22 protein-coding genes and 1 pseudogene are annotated in these 20,389 nt (G+C 42.0%); 20 read left to right on the top strand and 3 right to left on the bottom strand.

Features of this window, described 5'->3' with window-relative positions; genetic code table 11:
* Positions 1-3 precede the first annotated feature (3 nt).
* The 5 genes and pseudogenes from ESV85_RS00980 (at position 4) to ESV85_RS00960 (ending at position 6,996) form a co-directional block, all read left to right on the top strand.
* Positions 4-3,078 carry an efflux RND transporter permease subunit gene (locus ESV85_RS00980; protein ID WP_014773264.1) on the top strand — a complete coding sequence of 1,025 codons (3,075 nt, stop codon included), beginning with the start codon at positions 4-6 and terminating at the stop codon, positions 3,076-3,078.
* An 11-nt stretch (positions 3,079-3,089) separates the two neighbouring features.
* Positions 3,090-4,460, top strand: a complete 1,371-nt coding sequence (locus tag ESV85_RS00975; RefSeq protein ID WP_014773265.1) for a TolC family protein — start codon at positions 3,090-3,092, stop codon at positions 4,458-4,460.
* An 86-nt stretch (positions 4,461-4,546) separates the two neighbouring features.
* A complete protein-coding gene (locus tag ESV85_RS00970; RefSeq protein WP_014773266.1) occupies positions 4,547-5,413 on the top strand; it encodes a patatin-like phospholipase family protein in 867 nt (288 codons plus the stop codon).
* A gap of 10 nt (positions 5,414-5,423) precedes the next feature.
* Positions 5,424-5,654 (top strand): hypothetical protein, encoded by a 231-nt coding sequence (locus tag ESV85_RS00965; RefSeq protein ID WP_014773267.1) that lies wholly within the window; start codon positions 5,424-5,426, stop codon positions 5,652-5,654.
* A gap of 127 nt (positions 5,655-5,781) precedes the next feature.
* Positions 5,782-6,996 (top strand): annotated as a pseudogene (locus ESV85_RS00960) (IS256 family transposase).
* 260 nt (positions 6,997-7,256) lie between these two features.
* Here the strand turns inward: ESV85_RS00960 and ESV85_RS00955 are convergent.
* The 3 genes from ESV85_RS00955 to ESV85_RS00945 all read right to left on the bottom strand — a co-directional run bounded on the left by ESV85_RS00955 (position 7,257) and on the right by ESV85_RS00945 (position 8,756).
* A complete protein-coding gene (locus ESV85_RS00955; protein ID WP_014773269.1) occupies positions 7,257-7,526 on the bottom strand; it encodes a hypothetical protein in 270 nt (89 codons plus the stop codon).
* Positions 7,527-7,533: 7 nt separating this feature from the next.
* Positions 7,534-8,280 carry a ParA family protein gene (locus tag ESV85_RS00950; RefSeq protein ID WP_103923800.1) on the bottom strand — a complete coding sequence of 249 codons (747 nt, stop codon included), beginning with the start codon at positions 8,278-8,280 and terminating at the stop codon, positions 7,534-7,536.
* Positions 8,281-8,348: 68 nt separating this feature from the next.
* Positions 8,349-8,756: a helix-turn-helix domain-containing protein gene (locus tag ESV85_RS00945; RefSeq protein ID WP_103923801.1), complete on the bottom strand. Its 408-nt coding sequence runs from the start codon at positions 8,754-8,756 to the stop codon at positions 8,349-8,351.
* Between the two features lie 689 nt (positions 8,757-9,445).
* On the opposite strand from ESV85_RS00945, the gene ESV85_RS00940 reads away from it, so the two are divergent.
* From ESV85_RS00940 to ESV85_RS00870, 15 genes are all read left to right on the top strand, one after another.
* Positions 9,446-10,015 carry a GNAT family N-acetyltransferase gene (locus ESV85_RS00940; protein WP_103923802.1) on the top strand — a complete coding sequence of 190 codons (570 nt, stop codon included), beginning with the start codon at positions 9,446-9,448 and terminating at the stop codon, positions 10,013-10,015.
* Positions 10,012-10,932: a helix-turn-helix domain-containing protein gene (locus ESV85_RS22710; protein WP_103923803.1), complete on the top strand. Its 921-nt coding sequence runs from the start codon at positions 10,012-10,014 to the stop codon at positions 10,930-10,932. The genes ESV85_RS00940 and ESV85_RS22710 overlap by 4 nt, the downstream gene beginning before the upstream one ends.
* Positions 10,933-11,084: 152 nt before the next feature.
* A complete protein-coding gene (locus ESV85_RS00930; RefSeq protein ID WP_103923804.1) occupies positions 11,085-11,450 on the top strand; it encodes a plasmid mobilization protein in 366 nt (121 codons plus the stop codon).
* The gene (locus ESV85_RS00925) at positions 11,447-12,775 is read left to right on the top strand and encodes a relaxase/mobilization nuclease domain-containing protein (protein ID WP_103923805.1); all 1,329 of its coding nucleotides are present in this window, start codon (positions 11,447-11,449) and stop codon (positions 12,773-12,775) included. The genes ESV85_RS00930 and ESV85_RS00925 overlap by 4 nt, the downstream gene beginning before the upstream one ends.
* Positions 12,759-13,412 carry a ParA family protein gene (locus tag ESV85_RS00920; protein WP_223275882.1) on the top strand — a complete coding sequence of 218 codons (654 nt, stop codon included), beginning with the start codon at positions 12,759-12,761 and terminating at the stop codon, positions 13,410-13,412. Before ESV85_RS00925 ends, ESV85_RS00920 begins: the two co-directional genes overlap by 17 nt.
* 2 nt (positions 13,413-13,414) lie before the next feature.
* On the top strand, positions 13,415-13,759 hold the full coding sequence (locus tag ESV85_RS00915; protein ID WP_103923806.1) for a hypothetical protein: 345 nt from the start codon (positions 13,415-13,417) through the stop codon (positions 13,757-13,759).
* 2 nt (positions 13,760-13,761) lie between these two features.
* Positions 13,762-14,154: a hypothetical protein gene (locus tag ESV85_RS00910; protein ID WP_103923807.1), complete on the top strand. Its 393-nt coding sequence runs from the start codon at positions 13,762-13,764 to the stop codon at positions 14,152-14,154.
* On the top strand, positions 14,151-14,480 hold the full coding sequence (locus ESV85_RS00905; RefSeq protein WP_103923808.1) for a DUF4134 family protein: 330 nt from the start codon (positions 14,151-14,153) through the stop codon (positions 14,478-14,480). Before ESV85_RS00910 ends, ESV85_RS00905 begins: the two co-directional genes overlap by 4 nt.
* A gap of 47 nt (positions 14,481-14,527) precedes the next feature.
* Positions 14,528-14,842, top strand: coding sequence for a DUF4134 domain-containing protein (locus tag ESV85_RS00900; protein WP_223275881.1), 315 nt, complete (start codon positions 14,528-14,530; stop codon positions 14,840-14,842).
* The gene (locus tag ESV85_RS00895) at positions 14,842-15,123 is read left to right on the top strand and encodes a DUF4133 domain-containing protein (protein ID WP_077353341.1); all 282 of its coding nucleotides are present in this window, start codon (positions 14,842-14,844) and stop codon (positions 15,121-15,123) included. The genes ESV85_RS00900 and ESV85_RS00895 overlap by 1 nt, the downstream gene beginning before the upstream one ends.
* A 2-nt stretch (positions 15,124-15,125) precedes the next feature.
* Positions 15,126-17,618, top strand: a complete 2,493-nt coding sequence (locus tag ESV85_RS00890) for a TraG family conjugative transposon ATPase (protein WP_103923810.1) — start codon at positions 15,126-15,128, stop codon at positions 17,616-17,618.
* A gap of 11 nt (positions 17,619-17,629) precedes the next feature.
* Positions 17,630-18,292, top strand: coding sequence for a hypothetical protein (locus tag ESV85_RS00885; RefSeq protein WP_146914382.1), 663 nt, complete (start codon positions 17,630-17,632; stop codon positions 18,290-18,292).
* On the top strand, positions 18,289-18,942 hold the full coding sequence (locus tag ESV85_RS00880) for a hypothetical protein (protein WP_103923812.1): 654 nt from the start codon (positions 18,289-18,291) through the stop codon (positions 18,940-18,942). Before ESV85_RS00885 ends, ESV85_RS00880 begins: the two co-directional genes overlap by 4 nt.
* Positions 18,939-19,601: a hypothetical protein gene (locus ESV85_RS00875; RefSeq protein ID WP_103923813.1), complete on the top strand. Its 663-nt coding sequence runs from the start codon at positions 18,939-18,941 to the stop codon at positions 19,599-19,601. The genes ESV85_RS00880 and ESV85_RS00875 overlap by 4 nt, the downstream gene beginning before the upstream one ends.
* Positions 19,598-20,386, top strand: a complete 789-nt coding sequence (locus tag ESV85_RS00870; RefSeq protein WP_103923814.1) for a hypothetical protein — start codon at positions 19,598-19,600, stop codon at positions 20,384-20,386. Before ESV85_RS00875 ends, ESV85_RS00870 begins: the two co-directional genes overlap by 4 nt.
* The last annotated feature ends 3 nt before the right edge of the window (positions 20,387-20,389 follow it).

Genomic DNA, 20,389 nt, shown 5'->3' with positions numbered 1-20,389 from the left:
ATCATGACGACACATAAGTTTAATGTCATAGAATTGGCTATGAGGTATAAGCAAATAGCCATTACCATAACAAGTCTGTTGGTGTTGTTTGGTATATTTTCTCTTTGGGTAATGCCCCGAAATGAATTTCCTGAGTTCATCATTCGACAGGGATTGATCATCGGTGTATTTCCGGGGGCTACTTCCGAACAGGTGGAAGACCAATTAGCCACCAAAGTGGAAAGTTTTCTTTACGGTTTTAAAGAAGTAAACCGGGAGAAAACGTATTCCATATCCAGAGAAGGAATGTTGGTTGTGTTTGTGGAAGTAAACAACAACGTAAAAGACCCTGATGGCTTTTGGGATAAAATAAAATTCGGCCTCAGCGAATTAAAATTACAGTTGCCACCGCAGGTACTTGCGCTGATTGCCAACAATGATTTTGGCGATACAGCCGCTTTGCTACTTACCATACAATCAGAAAGCAAAACCTATAAAGAGCTGGAGAAAGAATTGAAAATTATCGAAACGGAATTGCGAAAAATAAAGGCCGTTTCTAAAGTAAAACACTACGGAATTCAACAGGAACAGATAGCCATTTATCTGGATAATGCTAAACTGGCTTATTACGGTGTGCGTCCTATTACGGTGCTTGCCGCCATGCAATTGGAGGGTGCTGTGTATTACGGTGGCGAACTCAATAATTCAGAATTGATTACACCGATACATATTCCAGCAAATTTCAAATCGGAAGAAGACATTAAAAACCAAATCGTGTATGCCGATCCTGCTGGTAACATCATCCGGATGAAAGATATTGCTACTGTAGTTAGAAAATATAAGGAACCTGACTCTTTCATAAAAAACAATGGGGCAAAAAGCTTGCTGGTGTCATTGGAAATGCAACCTGGCAACAACATTGTTGATTTTGGGAAACAGGTGGATCAATCCCTCGCTTCCATCCGGACTAAAATTTCTTCTGATGTAAATCTGGATAAGATTGCTGATATGCCAACAGCCGTAGATCGTTCCATTATTCATTTCCTGAAAGAATTTTTCATTGCTATTATCGCTGTGATCATCGTTACGATGTTGTTATTGCCTTTACGGGTAGCTGCGGTTGCCGGCGTAACGATCCCCATTACCATTTTTATAACCGTAGGCATTTTATATTTATTAGGTGTTGAACTACACACCGTTTCGCTTGCAGGATTAATCGTTGTATTAGGCATGGTGGTGGATAATGCCATTGTTGTTATTGATAGTCATGTAGAAAAATTAGATCATGGCGAAACGCCCTGGGATGCTGCCTGGAAAAGTGCGACAGAACTTTTTGTTCCGGTATTTTCTGCTACCCTTGCCATTATCGCTACCTATGTTCCTTTGGTATTTTTCTTATCTGGAATGACCGGTGATTTTGTTGGTTCTCTGCCTGTTACCATTGGTGTGGCCTTGTTTACGTCTATGCTGGTGGCCTACTTTCTGGTTCCTTACATGAGCTATGTATTTATCAAAAAAGGAGTCAGGAAAGGAGAAGCGGAAGAAGCAAAAGCCGATAAGAAGTCACTACTCGATTGGGTGCAACAGTTTTATAATAGCACACTCGAAAGTGCCTTCAGAGGACCAAAGCTGACCATGCTGGTAGGCTTACTCTCCATTTTATTAGGCGGAGCAATCATGGCACTGTTGCCACGACAGTTATTTCCAAAAGTGGAGAGGAATCAGTTTGCCGTAGAAATTTATCTACCGGAAGGATACACACTTGCCCAAACAGTTGCTGTTGCCGATAGTATGGAGGTATTGCTCATGAGTGATAGTCGGGTGGTTAATGTAGCCTCCTTCATGGGTACCAGCTCACCACGTTTCCACACTACCTACGCACCTAATTTCCCATCAAAAAATTATGCGCAGTTGGTAGTCAATACCATAACAGCCGACGATGCCGTGGCAATATTGGATGAATATGAAGCAAAACGCAATATTTTTCCAAATGCCTATGTGCGCATGAAACAATTGGATATGCTGAGCACAACCGCTCCGATTGAAGTACGGATTTCCGGTAACAACATTGATTCCATAAAAGCCATCGCTGAAAATGTAAAAAGTATAATGCAACAAAACGATGCTGTTATATGGGCGCGTACGGATTATCTTAATAAAAGGCAGGGTGTGCGTGTAGATGTGAATGATGAACTCGCCAACCGGTTAGGGTTGACCCGAGGACTAATCGCCTCTTCAATAGCATCTGGTTTCTCTGGGATACCTATAGGTACAGTTTGGGAAGGAGATTATCCGGTAGATGTGAAGGTCATTAATCCAATCGATAAAAGAGATGGTTTTGATGATATCGAAAATCAAAATGTAACATCCCTGTTTTTGAGTGCCACAGTTCCTGTGCGACAGGTAACTACCATAACCACCGACTGGAGCGAAGGGCAAATTATCCGCAGGAACGGTGTACGAACTATTACGGTGCGAGCGGATGTAAAAAGAGGGGTGCTACCTTATAAAATATTAGCTGAACTAAAGCCGGAACTCAAAAAAATAAAAACAGGTTCCGATGTTCAACTCACGTATGGCGGTGAGGAGGAAAGTGAATTGGAAAATTATACACCGCTGAGCAAAGCCATGCTGGCAGGCGTAATGTTGATTTATTTTATTTTGCTTTTCCAGTTTAAGCGATCGAGATTAGTCTTTTTAGTGATGCTGACCATGCCTTTAAGTTTTCTGGGTGCGGCTATGGGTTTAGTACTTACCGGTTATCCTTTTGGGCTTACCTCCTTCCTCGGAATAATGAGCCTTATGGGTATCGTCGTGCGCAATGGCATTATCCTGATTGATTATGCTGAAGAGCTCCGCAACAAGAACGGAATGTTATTGGCGGAAGCAGCGGTGGCTGCCGGTAAGCGTAGAATGCGCCCCATATTTCTCACTTCTTTTGCGGCTGCCGTTGGCGTGGTGCCGATGATTGTAAGTGGCTCATCTCTTTGGGGGCCTTTAGGTGCTGTAGTTTGCTTTGGACTGCTGATATCCATGATACTTACCTTGTATGTGCTGCCTGTGATGTATCATCAATCACTTAAGAAATCAATTGCTTAAAATTCTTTAGAATGAAAAAGATAATTATCATAGCTGCCACTTTATTTCTCATAACAGAAGGATACAGCCAGACAACGCTGAGCCTACAAGAAAGTAAAGACTTGGCGATTAAAAATAATGTACACATTAAAAACAGTGCATTGGAAATGGAGATGGCTCAGGAGGTAAAGAAAAATGCTTTTACCAACTACTTTCCTAAAGTAAGTGCAACAGCATTTGCTATGCGTGCGATGGACCCCATCATTAAATTCAATATGCCGGGAGGAAATTTGCCGGTATATGACGGCAATCCGGCTAACCTCGCAACGGCAACAGAGTTTGCTTATTTTCCAGGTTTAAACCTCCAGCTTTTAGATAGAGCAACGGTTGGATTACTCAATATAACCCAACCCATTTTTGTTGGTGGAAAAATCAGCAACGGAAATAAACTCGCCCAATTGGGAGTTGACGTAAAAGAGAAGCAACAACAATTAAGTTTAAATGAAACGCTATTAAAAACAGAACAACAATACTGGCAGATTGTAGTGCTTCAGGAAAAAGAAAAGACCATCGCACAATATGAAGCGTTGTTAAACGATGTAAGCAAGCAAGTAAAGGATGCCTTCAAATCAGGGTTAATTATTAAAAACGATGCGTTGAAAGTACAGATAAAGCAAAGTGAACTTAGAACCAATAAAAGCAAACTGCAAAGCGGCAAGCAGTTAGCGATTAGGCAGTTCTGTCAAACCATCGGTATAGTGTATGACTCAGCGCTGGTATTGCAGGAAGATTTGCAAAACATACAATTGCCAAACACTTATTACACCGATATCGAAGCTGCATTACCAAACCGGGCAGAATATCAGTTGTTGCAGCAATCGGTAAAAGCAGAGCAGTTACAAACTAAAATGAAAAGGGGCGATTATATGCCTCAGTTAGCTGTAGGTGCTGCTGGTTATTCCTTCAACAGCTATTACGAAGGAACTAATACTACTACCAATGGTTTGGTTTATGGCACAGTGTCTATACCCATTTCCGATTGGTGGGGAGGCTCGCACGCCATCAAGGAACATAAAATCAAGGAACAAATTGCCGAGAACACTTTCAATGATACCAAAGGTTTATTAAAGCTTCAGATGGAAAAAGCCTGGACTGATGTAAACGAATCTTATCGTCAAATTATAATGATGGAAGAAACTGTAAAGCAAACCGATGAGAATCTGAAAGTAATGCAGACCAGTTATAACAGTGGTGTTGTCACCCTTTCGGACTTACTGGAAGCACAAGCACTGCAAACAGAAACTGCTGATAAATTGATTGAAGCCAAAACTCAATATCAACTGGCAATATCAACCTATTTACAAGTTACCGGTACCAGTAGAGAGGTTAAGAACATGCGTTAAAGCAATGCTATTTGTACTCAAAAGTAGAAATGGCTAACCATCTGGATTAAATGATAGAATAGAAATTAATGAATGAATTTTAAAAGATGAAAAGGAAAGTATCATTAGTATTATCAAGTGGCGGCTCAAGAGGGCTGGCTCATATTGGTGCTATTAATGAATTGGAGAAACAAGGGTTTGAAATATCCTCTATTTCGGGATCTTCTATAGGCGCTGTTATTGGCGGACTCCACGCGATGGGTAAATTACCCGAATACACCGATTGGGTAAAAACAATAAACCGACAGGTAATCTGGGGACTTTTGGATTTTGCTTTGTCAACCTCCGGGTTACTGAAAGGGGATAAAGTATTTGACAAAATGAAAACAATTATCCCCGACATGAACATTGAGGAGATGCGTATTCCTTTTGCGGCTGTAGCTACTGATCTGCTGAACGAACGCGAAATGATTTTTAAATCGGGTAGTTTTTATGAGGCCATTCGGGCATCGGTAGCAATTCCAACCGTTTTTATACCGGTTATGTATAAGAACTTATTGCTGGTAGACGGGGGGGTGTTAAATCCGGTTCCCATTGAGTATGTAGAACGTAAACAGGATTACATTCTTGTTGTGGTAAATCTATACGGAGATAAAAAAAATGAATTAAACAAAAATGTTTTGCCAAATAACAATTCGAACGATAACCAGCTTAATGGCCTCATGAAAAATATGGCCAAACTGGTTTCATCAGGAGATAAAGGAAGTTTAGGTTATTATTCTATGTTAACCACAACCACTGCTGCTATGATACATAAAATTGCCAGGCAGCATATTGAAAGGTACAAACCGGATATCTTAATCAATATCCCTAATGATTCGGCCAATACCTTCGACTTTCATAAAGCAGATGAACTGATAAAAATAGGGGAAATGGTTGCCAGTGAACAAATAACAAAGTATAGAATATTATAATTATTAAGAGATGGGAAGCTATTCTAAACTCCGTAAAATTATTCATGTTTTTCATCTCTATGGGATCAATTTATTGGGAAAAAGAAAATATGACAACTTCTATCAAGAGCTAAAAATGGATAAGGTTTTTGTATTAGGGCTAATCTTCGAGTTGGAACTTGTTACCAAAAATCAACTTAATGATGAAGATGCGTATTCAGCCCAGGTTCCAGCTTATATTATAGAAAAATTGATTAAATAATTAAAACACATTGACATGAGTGCACAAAAGAAATACAAAATGTATGAAAATCCGATAATGGAATTTCTATCGATCGAGTGTGTAATCTTAACTCTGTCTAAAGCTTTGAATTTTAAGATAGAGCAGTATGAAAGAACAAGAATCAGCATTCAAGAAAAAAGTATTAAAACAGTTTTTATCAGGTGACAACCTGTTCCGAAAGGACGGAGCCTTAGCGCCGATACTCAAAGAGTTTTTGGAAGAGGCGCTCCACGCAGAGATGGAAGAGCATCTTCGGGATGAAGAAAATGGTTGGTCATCGGGCAACAAGCGAAACGGCACGGGCAACAAGATTGTCAAGAGTAACCTGGGAGAAGTAACGATCGAGACCCCACAGGACCGAAAAAGTGGCTTTGAGCCTAAAATAGTGAAAAAAAGGCAGCGCATATTAGCCGACAGTCTGGAAGACCAGATCCGCCCTGTATGGCATGGGAGGCAGTATGTGGGATATATCAGCCCATATCCGGGAGATGTATATACAGAGGTCTCCACCGAAGTGATCAGCGGGATTACAGACCGGGTGGTCCCAAAGGTGAAAGAATGGCAGAGCCGTCCTTTAGAGGATGTATATTGTATCGTATGGCTTGATGCGATGCACTTCAAGGTGCGGGAAGATGGTAAGGTGAGGCATAAGGCCCTGTACAATGTTTTGGGTATCAACAAATAAGGGAAGAAAGAGCTGTTGGGCATGTTTCTTTCTGAAAGTGAGGGGGCCAACTTCTGGCTCCAGGTCCTAAGTGACCTGCAGCACCGTGGGGTAAAGGATATCCTGATCGCCTGTACAGATAACCTGACGGGATTCCCTGAAGCAATCCATTCTATTTTCCCTAAGGCTGAGGTACAGCTCTGTATCGTCCACCAGATCCGCAACAGCCTGAAGTATGTAGCTAGTAAGGAGCAGAAGGAGCTTGCCGCTGACCTGAAACTTATCTATGGGGCAGATACCAAAGACGGGGCAGAGTCTGCCCTGTTGGACCTGGAAGAAAAGTGGGGGAAGAAATACCCTGTGGTGGTCCGTTCATGGAACAGCAACTGGGAACGTCTTAGTGCCTATTTTGCCTATACCAAACCCAACAGAAAGATCATTTATACCACCAACGCGGTTGAAGGCTATCACCGGCAGGTTAGGAAAGTCACCAAAATAAAAGGGGCTTTCACAAGTGATATGGCACTGCTGAAACTGGTGTATCTTGCTGCAAAGAGGATCGAACGGAAATGGACGGCCCCTATCCATAACTGGGGGTTGACAGTCCAACAGTTTGCCATTAGATTTGAGGGGAGGTTAGTTTTGGACGCGGAATAAAATAATTATTTAGTTCCCTTCTCTTGGGTTACCCCAAGAGAAGGGAAGGACAGAGTTCGGCTAACACTCCCCTCCCACATTGTATAAACGTAATTAGGGCTGAAGTGCTTGATTAGCCTTTTTCTACAAATTAATTTTTTACATGTGCGTGTCTTTGTTCAAAAAACCGTATTAAAATCAAGCAAAACGTAAAGTCTTTCATAAGAAACAAAGCCATCCTTTCAGGTGGCTTTAATTGTGCAAAAAGGAGTAACCTTTTCCTAAATCCCATAATGCTTAGCAACCGCCGTCAGAATCATATCTCTCATTGAAGCCTTGGTTTCCCTACCTATCTCATATTTTAACTTATCGAACATATCAGTTGGAATCCGGAGTGAGTAGATTTTCACATCTTCTGTGTCAAACTCTTTGCTTGATGATTTTTCTTTTTGTTGTATCTCAGATTCAGGGTTGATCAGCATTCCGAGACCTCTTTGTTTTGCGCCAAGGTTTTTGTTTCCCTTGCTAGGATCGTTCAGTTTCTTCGCCATATTTTTATCAGTTTAACTTGCTTAAAATTTCATCGACCAGCAGTTCATAATCCTTAGCTCCGTTCGAGTCTGGTGCATAGTCAAATATGCTTTGTCCCTGCAGCTGTGCTTCGGCCAATGCTACGTTGATTCGGATTTTGGTGTCGAACACTTTATCCTGGAGATCCTCGGTGAGTTTCTCCACAATGGTTTTGGTCAGGATTCGGTTTGGGTTGATTTGGGTAATAAACACTCCACCGATTTCCAATTTATCGTTTAGGTTGTCCCGGACTTCTTTCACTATGCCCAAAAGCCGGTCCACTCCTTTGTAAGCAAAGTACTCTCCTTGTAATGGTAGCAAAATGGTGTCACTCGCTACCATGGCATTGACGGTCAATAACCCAACCGAAGGAGGGCAGTCAATGATGATGTAGTCGTATTCTGAGCGGATAGGCTTTAGGAGTTTATGGAGGATTTGCTCTCTTCCAATTTTGGATACAATCTCCATTTCAGCTCCCAACAGATCGATGGAGGAGGGAACCAAGTCCAGGTTTTCGGAGACATTAAGGATCGGTAACTTTTTATTCTCCCGAATGGAATCATAAACAGATAATTCAGGATCACCTTTTCCCAGTCCCTCAGTCAGGTTTGCTTGGGAATCGATATCCAACAACAAAACTTTGAAACCTTTTTTGGCAAGCCCAGCACCGATGTTTATGGAGGAGGTGGTTTTACCAGTTCCTCCCTTGTGATTCATGATGGAGATTGTTTTCATGGCTCTTTGGTTTTAACTAAAGATATGAAAACATTTTTCCATAAAAAAGTATTTATATAAATATGTATTTACTTTTGATTAATTCTGGTTTCCAAGTTCTCGATGATCAGGTTCTTTGATCGCACCAATTCACTGTATGAGTTATTCTCAGCAGCTAGGCGTTTCACTTCATTTTGAAGTCTTTCGATTTCTGCTTGGAGCCGGTCAAAAAAGTTTTGCTCGCTCCCTAGTTTGTCCGAGTCCATTTCACTATCCTCGATGGTGGTAATAAACATTTCTCCCTCACCCGTAGCTAACCAACTTAGGTTGATGTTATGTTCTCGCTTTAGGAGGATCTTAATCTTTCCAGAAACGTTGTTCTTGCCTCGTTCTATGTCTGAATATCCTGCCTGAGTCAAGCCCAAAGAAGCCCCGAAATCTGCTTGGGTTTCTTTTAAGAATTTCCGGATGATTTTTAGGCGTTGATTTTCAGTCATTTATGAGTGATTCTTATTTTTAAACGATAAATTTTTTTAATAATATAGCAAAACCATATATTTTTAAAAATAGATATATTCAAAAGGAATTATCCGTTGGTCTTTTCGGATTGTTCGATTGGGATGATCTTCCAGACCTTTTCATTAGTTGATATCTTAAGTTCAGAGCCTAAATCAAGAAAGTGTTATCTGTGAAATTGAATATAGTCCTTTTTCTGTTTTGCAGATCATAACTTGATCCTCTAAGGCAAATATATACATACAAATGTATTTTGTGAGGCAATTATTGGTTTTCTGAATATATACATATCTGTATATCTATATATAGATATGTACAGATATAGGAATATTTCGATGTCTTTTTTCAAGTGATAAAAGCATCATTCTGGTTTTGAAAAATGGGCTTGATTTAATCTCAGGCCATGAATTTTAGCACCTTTTTTTCCTCGCGGGAAAGTGGTGGGTTTGAGGAATGTTGAAGAAATATCTTTGCTTTTTTCAGCATGTAAAATTGAAAGAGCGTGTTGAGGAACCTTTTGCGTGTTCCTTGCAAGTTGTGTATTTGTGACACAAATTCTGCCGAATTTTTTTCACAAACACGCACTTGCCATTCCGATGTTTCTTTGCTGAATCATTCAAAATGGAGGGATTTAACCTCGCAACTCGGTAAAATTTAAATTGACTGAACCATGAGAAAATTCATTGAACAGGATCGAGAAAAAGTCATTACTATTTTAGTGAATTCTTTTGAAGGCAATAAATCGGTTGATTTTGTGGTTGGTAATTCGGCCACTTCCAGGAGAATTTTGATGGAGTACAGTTTGGCAAACTGTCTGGAAAACGGAGAGGTGTATATCTCCGAAAGTGGAAAATCATGCGTCTTGATCAAGTATTCTAACCGAAAGCGAAAGTCTTTTAATCTATGGATTTGGGACTTAAAACTGGCTCTCCAGGGAATTGGAATTTCAAAAATTTCGAAGGTGCTCAAAAGGGAATCAAGCATCGAAAGGGTCCAACCAAATGAGCCATTTCTTTACGTTTGGTTTATCGGTGTAGAGCCAGAGAACCAAGGTAAAGGAGAAGGATCTATGCTTCTCAAATCTGTACTCGAGTTGGCGAAGAAAAAGAACCTACCTGTCTGCCTGGAAACTTCCACCGAGCGAAATTTCAGATGGTATGAGAATTTCGGATTCTCAGTTTATGCATCTTCCGATGAATTTGGTTTTCCATTTTACTTCTACAAAAAGGATTTGCTATGACAGTGTTTGGAACTGACATGCATCTGGCGACATTTATTTTTGTCGTGTGCGAGGTGCTATTTTTTGTTTCTCAGTTGGTTTTATATCTCCAAAATCCTGCTGAAAAGAATCGACAATACTATTTGATCCTTTTGGGATTGTTGATCATCTACAATATTGCAGGTGGCTTGTTCCCAGATCCAGAGCTCCCTATTTCATTGAATCTTCAGATCAACTTGGCTTATGGAACCGGGTTTGTAATGGGAGCATATTTTCCATACTATTTTTATCGGGTTTTCGAACTGGATGATTTGAGGTGGAATGCGCGAATTGGGGTCTGGATATTCTTAATAGCTCCATTCCTGCTTTTCTTTTGTATTGGGCTTCCATTACTGGGTGATCTTCCCGCAACCATTTGGTATGGATTGGCGATCCCTTTGGTTTATGCGATTTATCTGATCGTGATCATTTTTCTGAGTATTAGAAAGAAATTTGAGGGGTCTCAAAATTCACTGGAAGCAATTTTGACTTATTCTGCGGCGGTGCCTTGGGTATTGCTGCCAGTTTTTAGCTATGTCGATGCTTCCCAATTTGTGGAAGTAATTTGCACAAATGGTGGCTTTATCATCATTACTTTTTTGTTTATCCGAAAGATGATCTTCGAAAACAGAAAGGTATTTGCAAAAATCAATGATACCGACCAGAGGCCACCGATTGATCCCAGTACTTTTTTCGGCCAACGATGTGCTGAATTGGGCTTTACCAAGCGAGAGTGCGAAGTGGTTGAGAAAGTAGCCCAAGGACTTACTAGCAAAGAAATCGCAGAAGTACTTTTTATTTCAGAAAGAACAGTCAACAAACACCTTCAGACGATTTTTAAAAAGGCGGACAGCAAAAACCGAGTTGAGCTGATCAACGCCCTAAACTCCTATTCATAAAACAGATTTTAAGGGACGAACCCATTGATTAAGCATATCTGCGTATAGGCGATTTTCTATACGCAGATATGCCTATTTATCGCATTTACGCAGTTCTAGGTATTTTTTTTCGCCTAGAGAATCCAATTCTTTACCCCCATCAACATGTAGCCATGAAGGAGAAAAGAGAAAATCTCTCTTGGGTATCTGTCAGGTTAAAGCCGGATGTTTTTACCCGATTGAAGGAGGAAAGTAGGTCCCTTGGTGTGTCTTTGAGTCACTTGATCAGAATGAAGCTTAGCTCTGAAACGATCAAGATCATTGACACCAAGGGAATCCTAAATGCAATTGATAAGGTGGTTGCCGAACAGGCTAGGGTTAACAATAATATCAACCAGTTGGCCAAGCATGCCAATACGTATCGAGACAAAATTTCCCCGGAGATTTTTCTGAATCACACCAAACAGATGGCCAAGCATCTTGAGCATAGGGACTTCATGAACAAGTTTTTGAAACAGATTTATCAGGCAATCAAATGAGAGTTAAAATCCTTTCCAGCGCAAGTTCATTTAATGGGGTGACCTACAACACGAACAAAACCCAAAATGAAAAGGGAGAGCTGACTAGGCTCCGGAATTTTGGGTATTTGCAGGACACCAAGGATGTGGGGCCGAATGAGGTGAAAAATTACCTGATAACTCATTCGAACAGAAATGCACTCGTCAAGGACAAGCAGTTTCATGCCATGATCAGCTGCAAGGGCAGGGAGTATTCCAAAGAAGAGCTGACAGAAATCGCCCATGAATGGATAGATAAAATGGGCTATGGGAATAACCCTTTCCTGATCGTTTTTCACAAGGATACGGCAAATAACCACGTTCATATTGTGTCATCGAGAATTGATCGGGATGGCAAAAAGATCAGTGATTCATTTGAGAAGCTAAGGGCACAAGAAGCAATCAATGAGATCATGAGACTCAATCCCAAGCATGAAGCAGTGAAAGCTGCGGATAGCTTGATGGAGTTTCGCTTCAGTACCAAAGCCCAAGGATTCTTAATCCTCGAAAACTTGGGATTCAAGGTGAGGGAAAAAGGTGAGCAGATAGAATTGATCAAATATGGTTCAGTTCAAGGTCAGATTCCTGTTTCAGAATTCAACCAAAAGATCCAATCCTATCAATTGGATAAGGATCGAGCAAAACAGCTGAAAGCGATTTTGGATAGATATTCCAAGGTCTACCAAACTAAGCTCACTTGTCTATTTGAACCTAAACCCGGCGGTAAAAAAGGAAACCAAACCGGGTATCGATCGGATCTAGGTGATTTTATACGGGATAAATTTGGGGTTCAGCTCGTATTCCATGGCAAAGATGGAAAAAGGCCTTATGGTTATTCCCTGATTGACCATGCCAATAAGATCATTTTTAAAGGCATTGAAGTATTCCCAATCCAGCGATTTTTTGAACAGGAAGGTGAACGTAAATCCTATCAATCCCAGAAACCGAACAAGGATAAGCCGATCGATTTGATCGAGGCAAAAGTAAGGCTCCAATCTGCTCTCAATGATTTCTCGACAGTTCGGCAAGGCTTGGAACACCACGCTTTGAAGTTGGAGAATAGAGATGGGAATTCTTACCTGAAAACAGCCCAAGGAGATATCGCTGCCAGTGACATTCTTTCTGCCGAGCAGCAGCTGGCATTAAGTCAATACTTCCAAGATAGCGAAGCCCATAGAGCCATACAGAGTCAAGAGATTTTTGACCTGGTTCTTGTACTCCAAATCGCCAATGACATCGATGATGAAGCTGTGCACGGTAGGAAAAGAAGCAAAAAGCGCAAGGGAGACAATGAAATCACTAGATAAAAAGATAGCCATGATCATTCTATTCGCAAACCAAAAAGGTGGAGTGGGAAAAAGTACGCTCGCGGTGCTGTTTTCAAATTTTGCCGTCCAGAAAAGGAAAAGAAAGGTGAAAGTCTTTGATATGGACTTTCAACAGTCACTTTACAACAAGTATCTCAATTCGGAGCTCTTGGAAAATGAGAAGTTGTATGAAGTTGAGCTATCGAATATTCCAGGATTCAAGTCTATCCAGAAAAGAGCTGCTCAAGATCCTAAAATTCTCACCGTGATTGATCTTGCTGGGAGAATGGATGACGACAACCTGGTGCCGGTACTCAAGGAGTCTGAATTGATCATCTGCCCTTTTTGCTACGATGAATACAGCGTCACCAGCACGTTTGAATTTTGCTACGTGGTCAAAAAGGTGAATCCTGAAAGCCGGATTATCCTAATCCCCAACAGAGTCAAAACATCAGTCAAATACGAAACCTTGGAGAGCGTCAATCAGGCACTTGGCCAGTTTGGTGAATTGACCTCCCCGGTATCGGATCGGATAGACTTCCAAAGACTCACTACCTCCTACACTCCGGAATCGCTTGTGCCTATCCTGGATCCCATTTTCAACAAATTATTTGATGACCATATAGAAGCAGATTAGCCATGGCAAACGGGGACTACATAAGCAAACTTGTCCAAGGAGTAAGGTCAGAATTGGTATTGCCTGAACCTGAGGTAAAGCCTTTGGTAAAGTCTAAAAGTAATGAGACTGACAAGATCGGAAGCCAAGGAATCCATGAGCTGATAGAGGCCATCAAGAATTTTGAAGTAAACGGAGATTCCAAAAGGCTGATTCGGATGGACGCTCGAACGGAGGAAGTACTGAAGCTAATCAGTCCCACTTTTGGAGTGGACGTGACCTCCTTCGTGAATTTCCTGTGCTGGGACTTTCTGGAAAATAATCCAGAACTGGTCAATGAAATCAAACAATCCATACAAAAACTATAGCCATGAGCTGGACAGACTTCTTTCTATACCTATCCCTTTTCTATGTGGTGTACTATGCGGTAAATGTCGTCTTCGATGTTTTGCGCAAACCACAACTTTCAGAAGTGTCGGCAGGGAATGCCTACACATTCCAGACGGACCTCAATGAGTTTGATGAAAGTCCAACGGTGATTGAGGATAATGACCCGGTGCCTGATCCTGTGAAGCCCAAGACAGAATCTGCTTCCCAGACGGAAGTATGGGTCAACAGCGAGGAGGATTCAGAAGATATCGAATTTGAAATCAATGATCCCAGCCCAGTCAAATCTACAGGAGGGGTGACTACGCTCAATTCCCTCTTTGTACTCGCCAAGGAAGGCAGTATTGAAATGAAAAAGAAAGTCGTGTTCTCATGAAGCTCCTTCATCGGCTATTCCTATGTGCTCTCCTTTCCCTCTTATTCTTTTTGTCGGGATCGGAGACTTATGGCCAATCCCCTCCGGGAGTTTCAAAATTTCAGGAGGTCGAGACCGATATGAAAAGTTTCTATGTCGCTATTTCCAGACTCTCATTTGTCGTGGGCGCAGTCTCAGGATTGCTTGGCGGTCTTCGGGTTTACAACAACTGGCAAATGGGAAGACATCAGATCGATGTTCAGGTCATCAGTTGGTTCGGAGCCTGCCTATTCTTGGCCACTATTGGCTTTTTTCTCAGCGGACTGTATGCTGTCCCACTGATTTGACACCCCAAAAAAAGCAAAATCAACAGTCAATATTTTCTCAATAAACTATGAAAACCATGTTCAACAAAACCAAAAAAATGATTTCAAGCGCATTGTTTGTGATGCTTGCAACTACAGCCGCCAGAGCCCAAGGTGTTCAGGGAATTGTCGCAGCAGAATCGTCTCTACTCGCCTATGTGGATCCCGTAGCCAGTCTCTGTCTTGTTATTGGGGCGGTAGTAGGGCTGATAGGAGGCGTAAGAGTTTACATCAAATGGAATTCCGGTGATCAAGACATCAATAAAGAATTGATGGGATGGGGCGGCTCCTGCCTGTTTTTGGTCTTGGTCAGTGTGATCATCAAAGCGTTTTTCGGTGTCTGATGGCTAAGCAATTTCCGATATATAAGGGGCTTCAGAAGCCTCTTATATATCGGGGCTTTCAGGGAAAATACATCGGATGGGGAGTCGCTTCTTTAGTTATCGCGGTCGTCTCAGGAGGATTAATCGGAAGCTTAACCAGTATGGTTTTAGGTGGGGTGATTACCCTATCAGTCATGACTACCGGACTTTTCATCACCTCTCAGCAACAGAAAAAAGGCCTGCATAGCAAAACAAGGTATAAAGGGGTATTTCAGATCGCTACATCCTTAAAATCAAAGTAATCATGTTTGGGAAAAAAAGGAATGAATTTAAGCTTCCCTATCTGGGGATTGAAGATCAGATCCATGGTTTTCATTGTCTATTCAATCTGAAGGGTGACTATGGTGTCATCCTTGGATTGGACAATCCTGTCCTGCAATATTCAGCGGATTCTTCCAAGTACGATTCCTTTCATCAGCTATACACCAACCTGATCAAAATACTTGGTGAAGGGCATCTGATCCAAAAGCAGGACATTTTTTCCAGAAAGACCTACAGCGAAAAATCCTCAAAAGAATACCTACAGCAAAAGTATGATGACCATTTCCAGGGGCGGCCCTATACTTCAATGAAGACATTTTTGGTGATTACCAAACGGGTAAAAGGCAGATACAGTCAAAAGTCAGTAATGGACTTTATTCAGACACTGGGAAAGGTGACCGACCTTTTTGAACGTGCAGGAATCAAGACAGAGGCACTCTCAAGAATTGAGACTGACCGATATGTGAAACGGATTCTCAGCATGAACTTCCACGAGGAAAAGATTGTGCTGGACAACCTGCTTGCTGAAGAAAGCCAAGTGGAAAGCGGAGAAAGAGCTTTTCGGTCGATCACTTTGGTAGATACCGACAAAGTAGAACTACCGGAAAAGGTGACCACCCATTTGGAGCGTAACGATAAGGATAGCCTCAAAGGGTTTCCTGTTGATAATATGGCCTTCCTTTTCGATGTCCCTAATTTCCAAACCATAGTTTATAACCAGGTCATTGAAATTATTGAGCAGAGATCAACGCTTACCAAGCTTGAATTGAAGCGAAAGCGGCATTCCGGGATACCCGATCCAGCCAATAATATCTGTGTGGAAGATATCGACAGGCTATTGGAAGACGTGGCCAGACATAACCAGCTTTTGGTCAATTGCCACTTCAATGTGGTTGTTTCTGCCAAGAAGGAGCACATCCAAGGAGCTTGTAATTATGTGGAATCCTCCCTTTTCCAACAGGGCATTGTGGCCAATAAAAATTCCTATAACCAACTGGAGCTTTTCAGGACACTGCTTCCCTGCAATACCGCTGAGTTGAAAGTTTACGATTACTTCCTGACCACATCGGATGCTGCATTATGTTTTTTCTTGAAGGAGTCACTGAACAAGGATGAGATAAGTGGATTCCAAATCCGATTTACGGATCGACAGGGAATCCCTTTGAAGATTGATCCCGCTGATTTGCCGATGCAAACCAATCGGATCAACAATCGAAACAAGTTTGTACTGGGGCCTTCCGGTTCGGGGAAATCATTCTTTATGAATGCCCTGATCGAGCAGTATTGCATGTGGAATAAGCGGCCCAATCCTAAGTGGCTGATGGATGTAGTCATTGTCGATACCGGCCACTCGTATTCCGGACTTTGCCAATACTACCAAGGGAAATACATCACTTACACCGAGGAAAAGCCAATAACCACCAACCCTTTTTCCATTACTGAAGAAGAGTACAACATCGAGAAGAAAGACTATCTCCTGACCCTGATTTCCCTCTTGTGGAAGACAGCGGAAGGAACAGTCTCTCAGGTTGAAGCCGATGTTATTTCCAATACGATCTCGGCCTACTATTCCTCTTTTTTCTCCAAGGAAAGCACTATCGATCGGCTTTGCTTCAACAGCTTTTATGAATTCGCCCTGGAGAAAATCCCAGAAATCAAAGAGCGTGAAAGCATTGGATTTGAACTTGAAGAATTCCGCTTTGTACTCAAGAAGTTTTACAAGGGAGGTGAGTTTGAAAACCTACTCAATGAGGAAGTTGACCAGTCCTTGTTTACCGAATCTTTTGTGGTTTTTGAAATTGACAGCATCAAAGAGCACAAGGTGCTTTTCCCGATTGTGACACTCATTATCATGGATGTTTTCATCCAGAAAATGAGGTTCCGAACCAAATACCGGAAGGCACTCATCATCGAAGAAGCTTGGAAGGCCATAGCCTCCCCGCTCATGGCAGGCTACATTCTATACCTCTATAAAACAGTCCGAAAATTCTGGGGGGAAGCCATAGTGGTAACCCAAGAGCTGGGAGATATCATCGGAAATGCGGTAGTCAAAGACAGTATTATCAATAATTCGGATACGATCTGTCTTTTGGATCAGACAAAATTCAAAGACAATTATTCTCAAATCGCCTCCCTGCTTTCCATCAATGAAAATGAAAGGAAAAAGATCTTCACGATCAATCAGCTGGATAATCATGAGGGCAGGGGAAGATTCAAGGAAGTATATATCCGAAGAGGATCTGCCGGTGAGGTGTATGGGGTGGAAGTTTCCTTGTACCAATACCTGACCTATACCACGGAAAAGCCAGAAAAATCAGCCATCGAAATCTATATCCAAGCCTTTAGAGGGTACCAAATGGGACTGGACGCTTTTGTCGAGGATTTTAAGGCTTCTGAGCTTTCACTCCATGAGTTTTTTGGAGAGGTCAACAAGCAAGGGGCCCCGGTAAGAGAAACACTAACTGCCACTTTTTAACCATTACAAAGATGAAAAGCTTGAACATACTGGTATTTCTGATCCTCTCGGGATCTGCCTTAGGGCAAACTATCTATGTGGATCCAGCGGTAGCAGGAGCAACGGCGGCACATTCTGCGGTCATCAATTCTCAGCTGAATGCCACTAATGAACGATTGACTTTGATTGAACGGGGACAGCTGGCGATTACCGGAAACCTGACCATTGTCAATACGATGCAGGACAAAATCTACAAAGGACTTTCTGAGGTCAGTTCGATTTTGACCAACCTTTCCAATGTGCAGGAAATCGCTCGAATAGCCACCGGGATTTCAAGTGACCTTAGCCAGGTGATGGACTTAGCCGGAGAGAATCCCGCTTTACTCCTGTTTGCCGAACGGAATGCTACCCTATTTCAGCAAAGGGCAACTTCTTTGGCCTTGGAGGTCAGTTCATTTGTGTTGAAGGGAGGAGAAAACAATCTCATGGATGCAGGTGAGCGGTCAAAACTGATCAATCAGATTTTGACTGAGATGGTCATCCTGCGATCCTACTCTTATGGCATGTATCGAGCCATGTATTTTGCTCAGATGAAAGGATTTGTGAGGGCTCTAAATCCTTTTCAAGGGTACATCAACGTAGATATCCAGCTTGGGCAGGATATAGCCAGAAAAGCCAAAACCCTCCAACCATGAAATCTTTTTGGCTTTTACCCTTCGTTTTTTTGGCAACCCTTGGGATGAGTTTTGCTCAAACCAATGTGGCCCTTCTCCACCAGCTAGTCGAGGAATCCAAGTCTGAATATAACCTTCAAAAAGAGGCAAAAGGAAATCAGGGAAGGAACTCGGTCAACGAGGAGGTCAATACCAATTTGGTCAAGTCTGTAAAGGAGAAATACCGAGCCGTCCAGGACCGATTTGCCAAACTCTCCATTGTCATCGATGCTTTTGGAATTGGTGCTGCGGCTGAGCCCTTGGTCAATTCCATTATTGATAACCAGCAGCAAATCGTTTTCTACTGTAGCCAAAATCCGGAATTAGTACTTTTTGCGGTAGAGTCGGAACGGGTTTTCGTCGAAAGATCCTATTCACTTTTGAATTATCTCTTTGGCCTTTCGGCAAGTATCGGAGTGGTCAACCAGATGAAAGTTTCGGAAAGAAGAATCCTTTTCCAACATATTCTGGACGAGCTGAGGGAGATCAACGGACTTTCCTACACCGTTTCCAAATCACTTCAGCACTATCTCGAAAGGAAGAGAGGAATCAATCCTTACCTACAGTATGTAGCAACGGAAATGGCCTTGGTAGAAGAAATCATTCAAAACGCCAAAACCCTAATCCGATGAAAAATCTCCTTTTTCTTTTCATGTGTTTCGTGGCTGTTGAATCTTATCCCCAGACCGTGGTATTTGACAAAGAGCATTTTTCGATAGTCAATGCCAACGCTGCTGTACGAAATGTCAGTGAAATAGGGTATCACCAAACTTTGGATATCATCAGGCAAAACACTGATGATATCATTCTCAATTCATCCAGCCTGGCACTGGTTCAAACCATGATTGTCAACTCCCTCACCCAAATCAATGAAGGGTTCAAGGATGCAATACAGGTAAGGATGATAGCTGAGACTGTCTTGGATATCAGTTCCATTTCCGCAGAGGCATTCCAGTTGGCTGGCGATAATCCCATCCTTTTTCTTTTTGTCGAAGAGTACACGGGCCAGGCAAAAACCAGAAGTCTCAACCTGGCTACGGAAGTTTCATCACTTATTCTCAAAGAGGGCGATAATCTACTGATGAATTACAATGTCCGGGACGAGCTTCTTGATTCGGTACAGGAGGAATTACAGGTAATTCTTGCTTTGGTACTAGCTGCAAAAAACAGCATCTACTGGGCCAAGACCAATGGGATAATCCGATCCCTCAATCCTTACCAAGCCTATATCAATCGTGATTTAGGATTGATCAATGAAATCATCATCAAACAGAAAATCCTTACCCGATGAAGCCGACTCTCTCATTTTTGATCCTTTTTTCTGTTTGTATTCACAGCTACGGACAGACTCCAATCCATGATAAAGCGATTGTCGCTCAGCAGGAACGGATGGTCTATAAGCAGTGGGATGAGGATAAATTCTATCCTGAACCCAATAGACTGCTCGGAATCCCAACGAATCCGATTTGGTATATCACCTGGGGCTTGCACCCCAATTACCCGGATCTGGACCGAAGGCCATTATCTCCAAGGGGAGAACAGACTCAAAGGCTGGGATTGGCAGCGGCCATGCAGATTTCTTCTAACTACTACAAGCAGCACTCAGATACGGTCAAAAACTTGGCAACGGCTGAAATGGCTCGCATTTCAGGAGCTTTTTCAGCGACAGATCCTCTTTATCAATTCTACTATAAGCGAGAGCTCAGGCCTCTGGAAAATCCTGAAGCCACTGCTTTTCAGGGTGTTCCTGCGGAAGTAATCCATTACATGACTGATCATGGGGCTTACCAATGGTACTTAAACAACATGGCTTCGCTTTCGGAGCGATATGAATTTGCAAAGAGCCTGGATATGGAAAGAGGACAACGGATTCTGATGTATCACAGAATCATGCTTGAAATGAGAGATATCCTTAAAAAGTGGCAATACAAGCTGGACATGTCTTCCAATATGCTTGCCTTCCGAAAGCTGAACCAGCGGAAAATCAGCGGAGAGATTACCCTTTCAAATCCAAAAAGCGAGGAGGATAGAGCCAAGAAAATTGCTAACCAAACCCAAGTCCTAAAATGCCCATGAGAA

Source organism: Algoriphagus aquimarinus, assembly GCF_007997215.1.
GTDB classification, from domain to species: Bacteria; Bacteroidota; Bacteroidia; order Cytophagales; family Cyclobacteriaceae; genus Algoriphagus; species Algoriphagus aquimarinus_A.
Note: the sequence above shows the minus strand (reverse complement) of the source record. Positions and strands in the feature narration are given on the sequence as shown.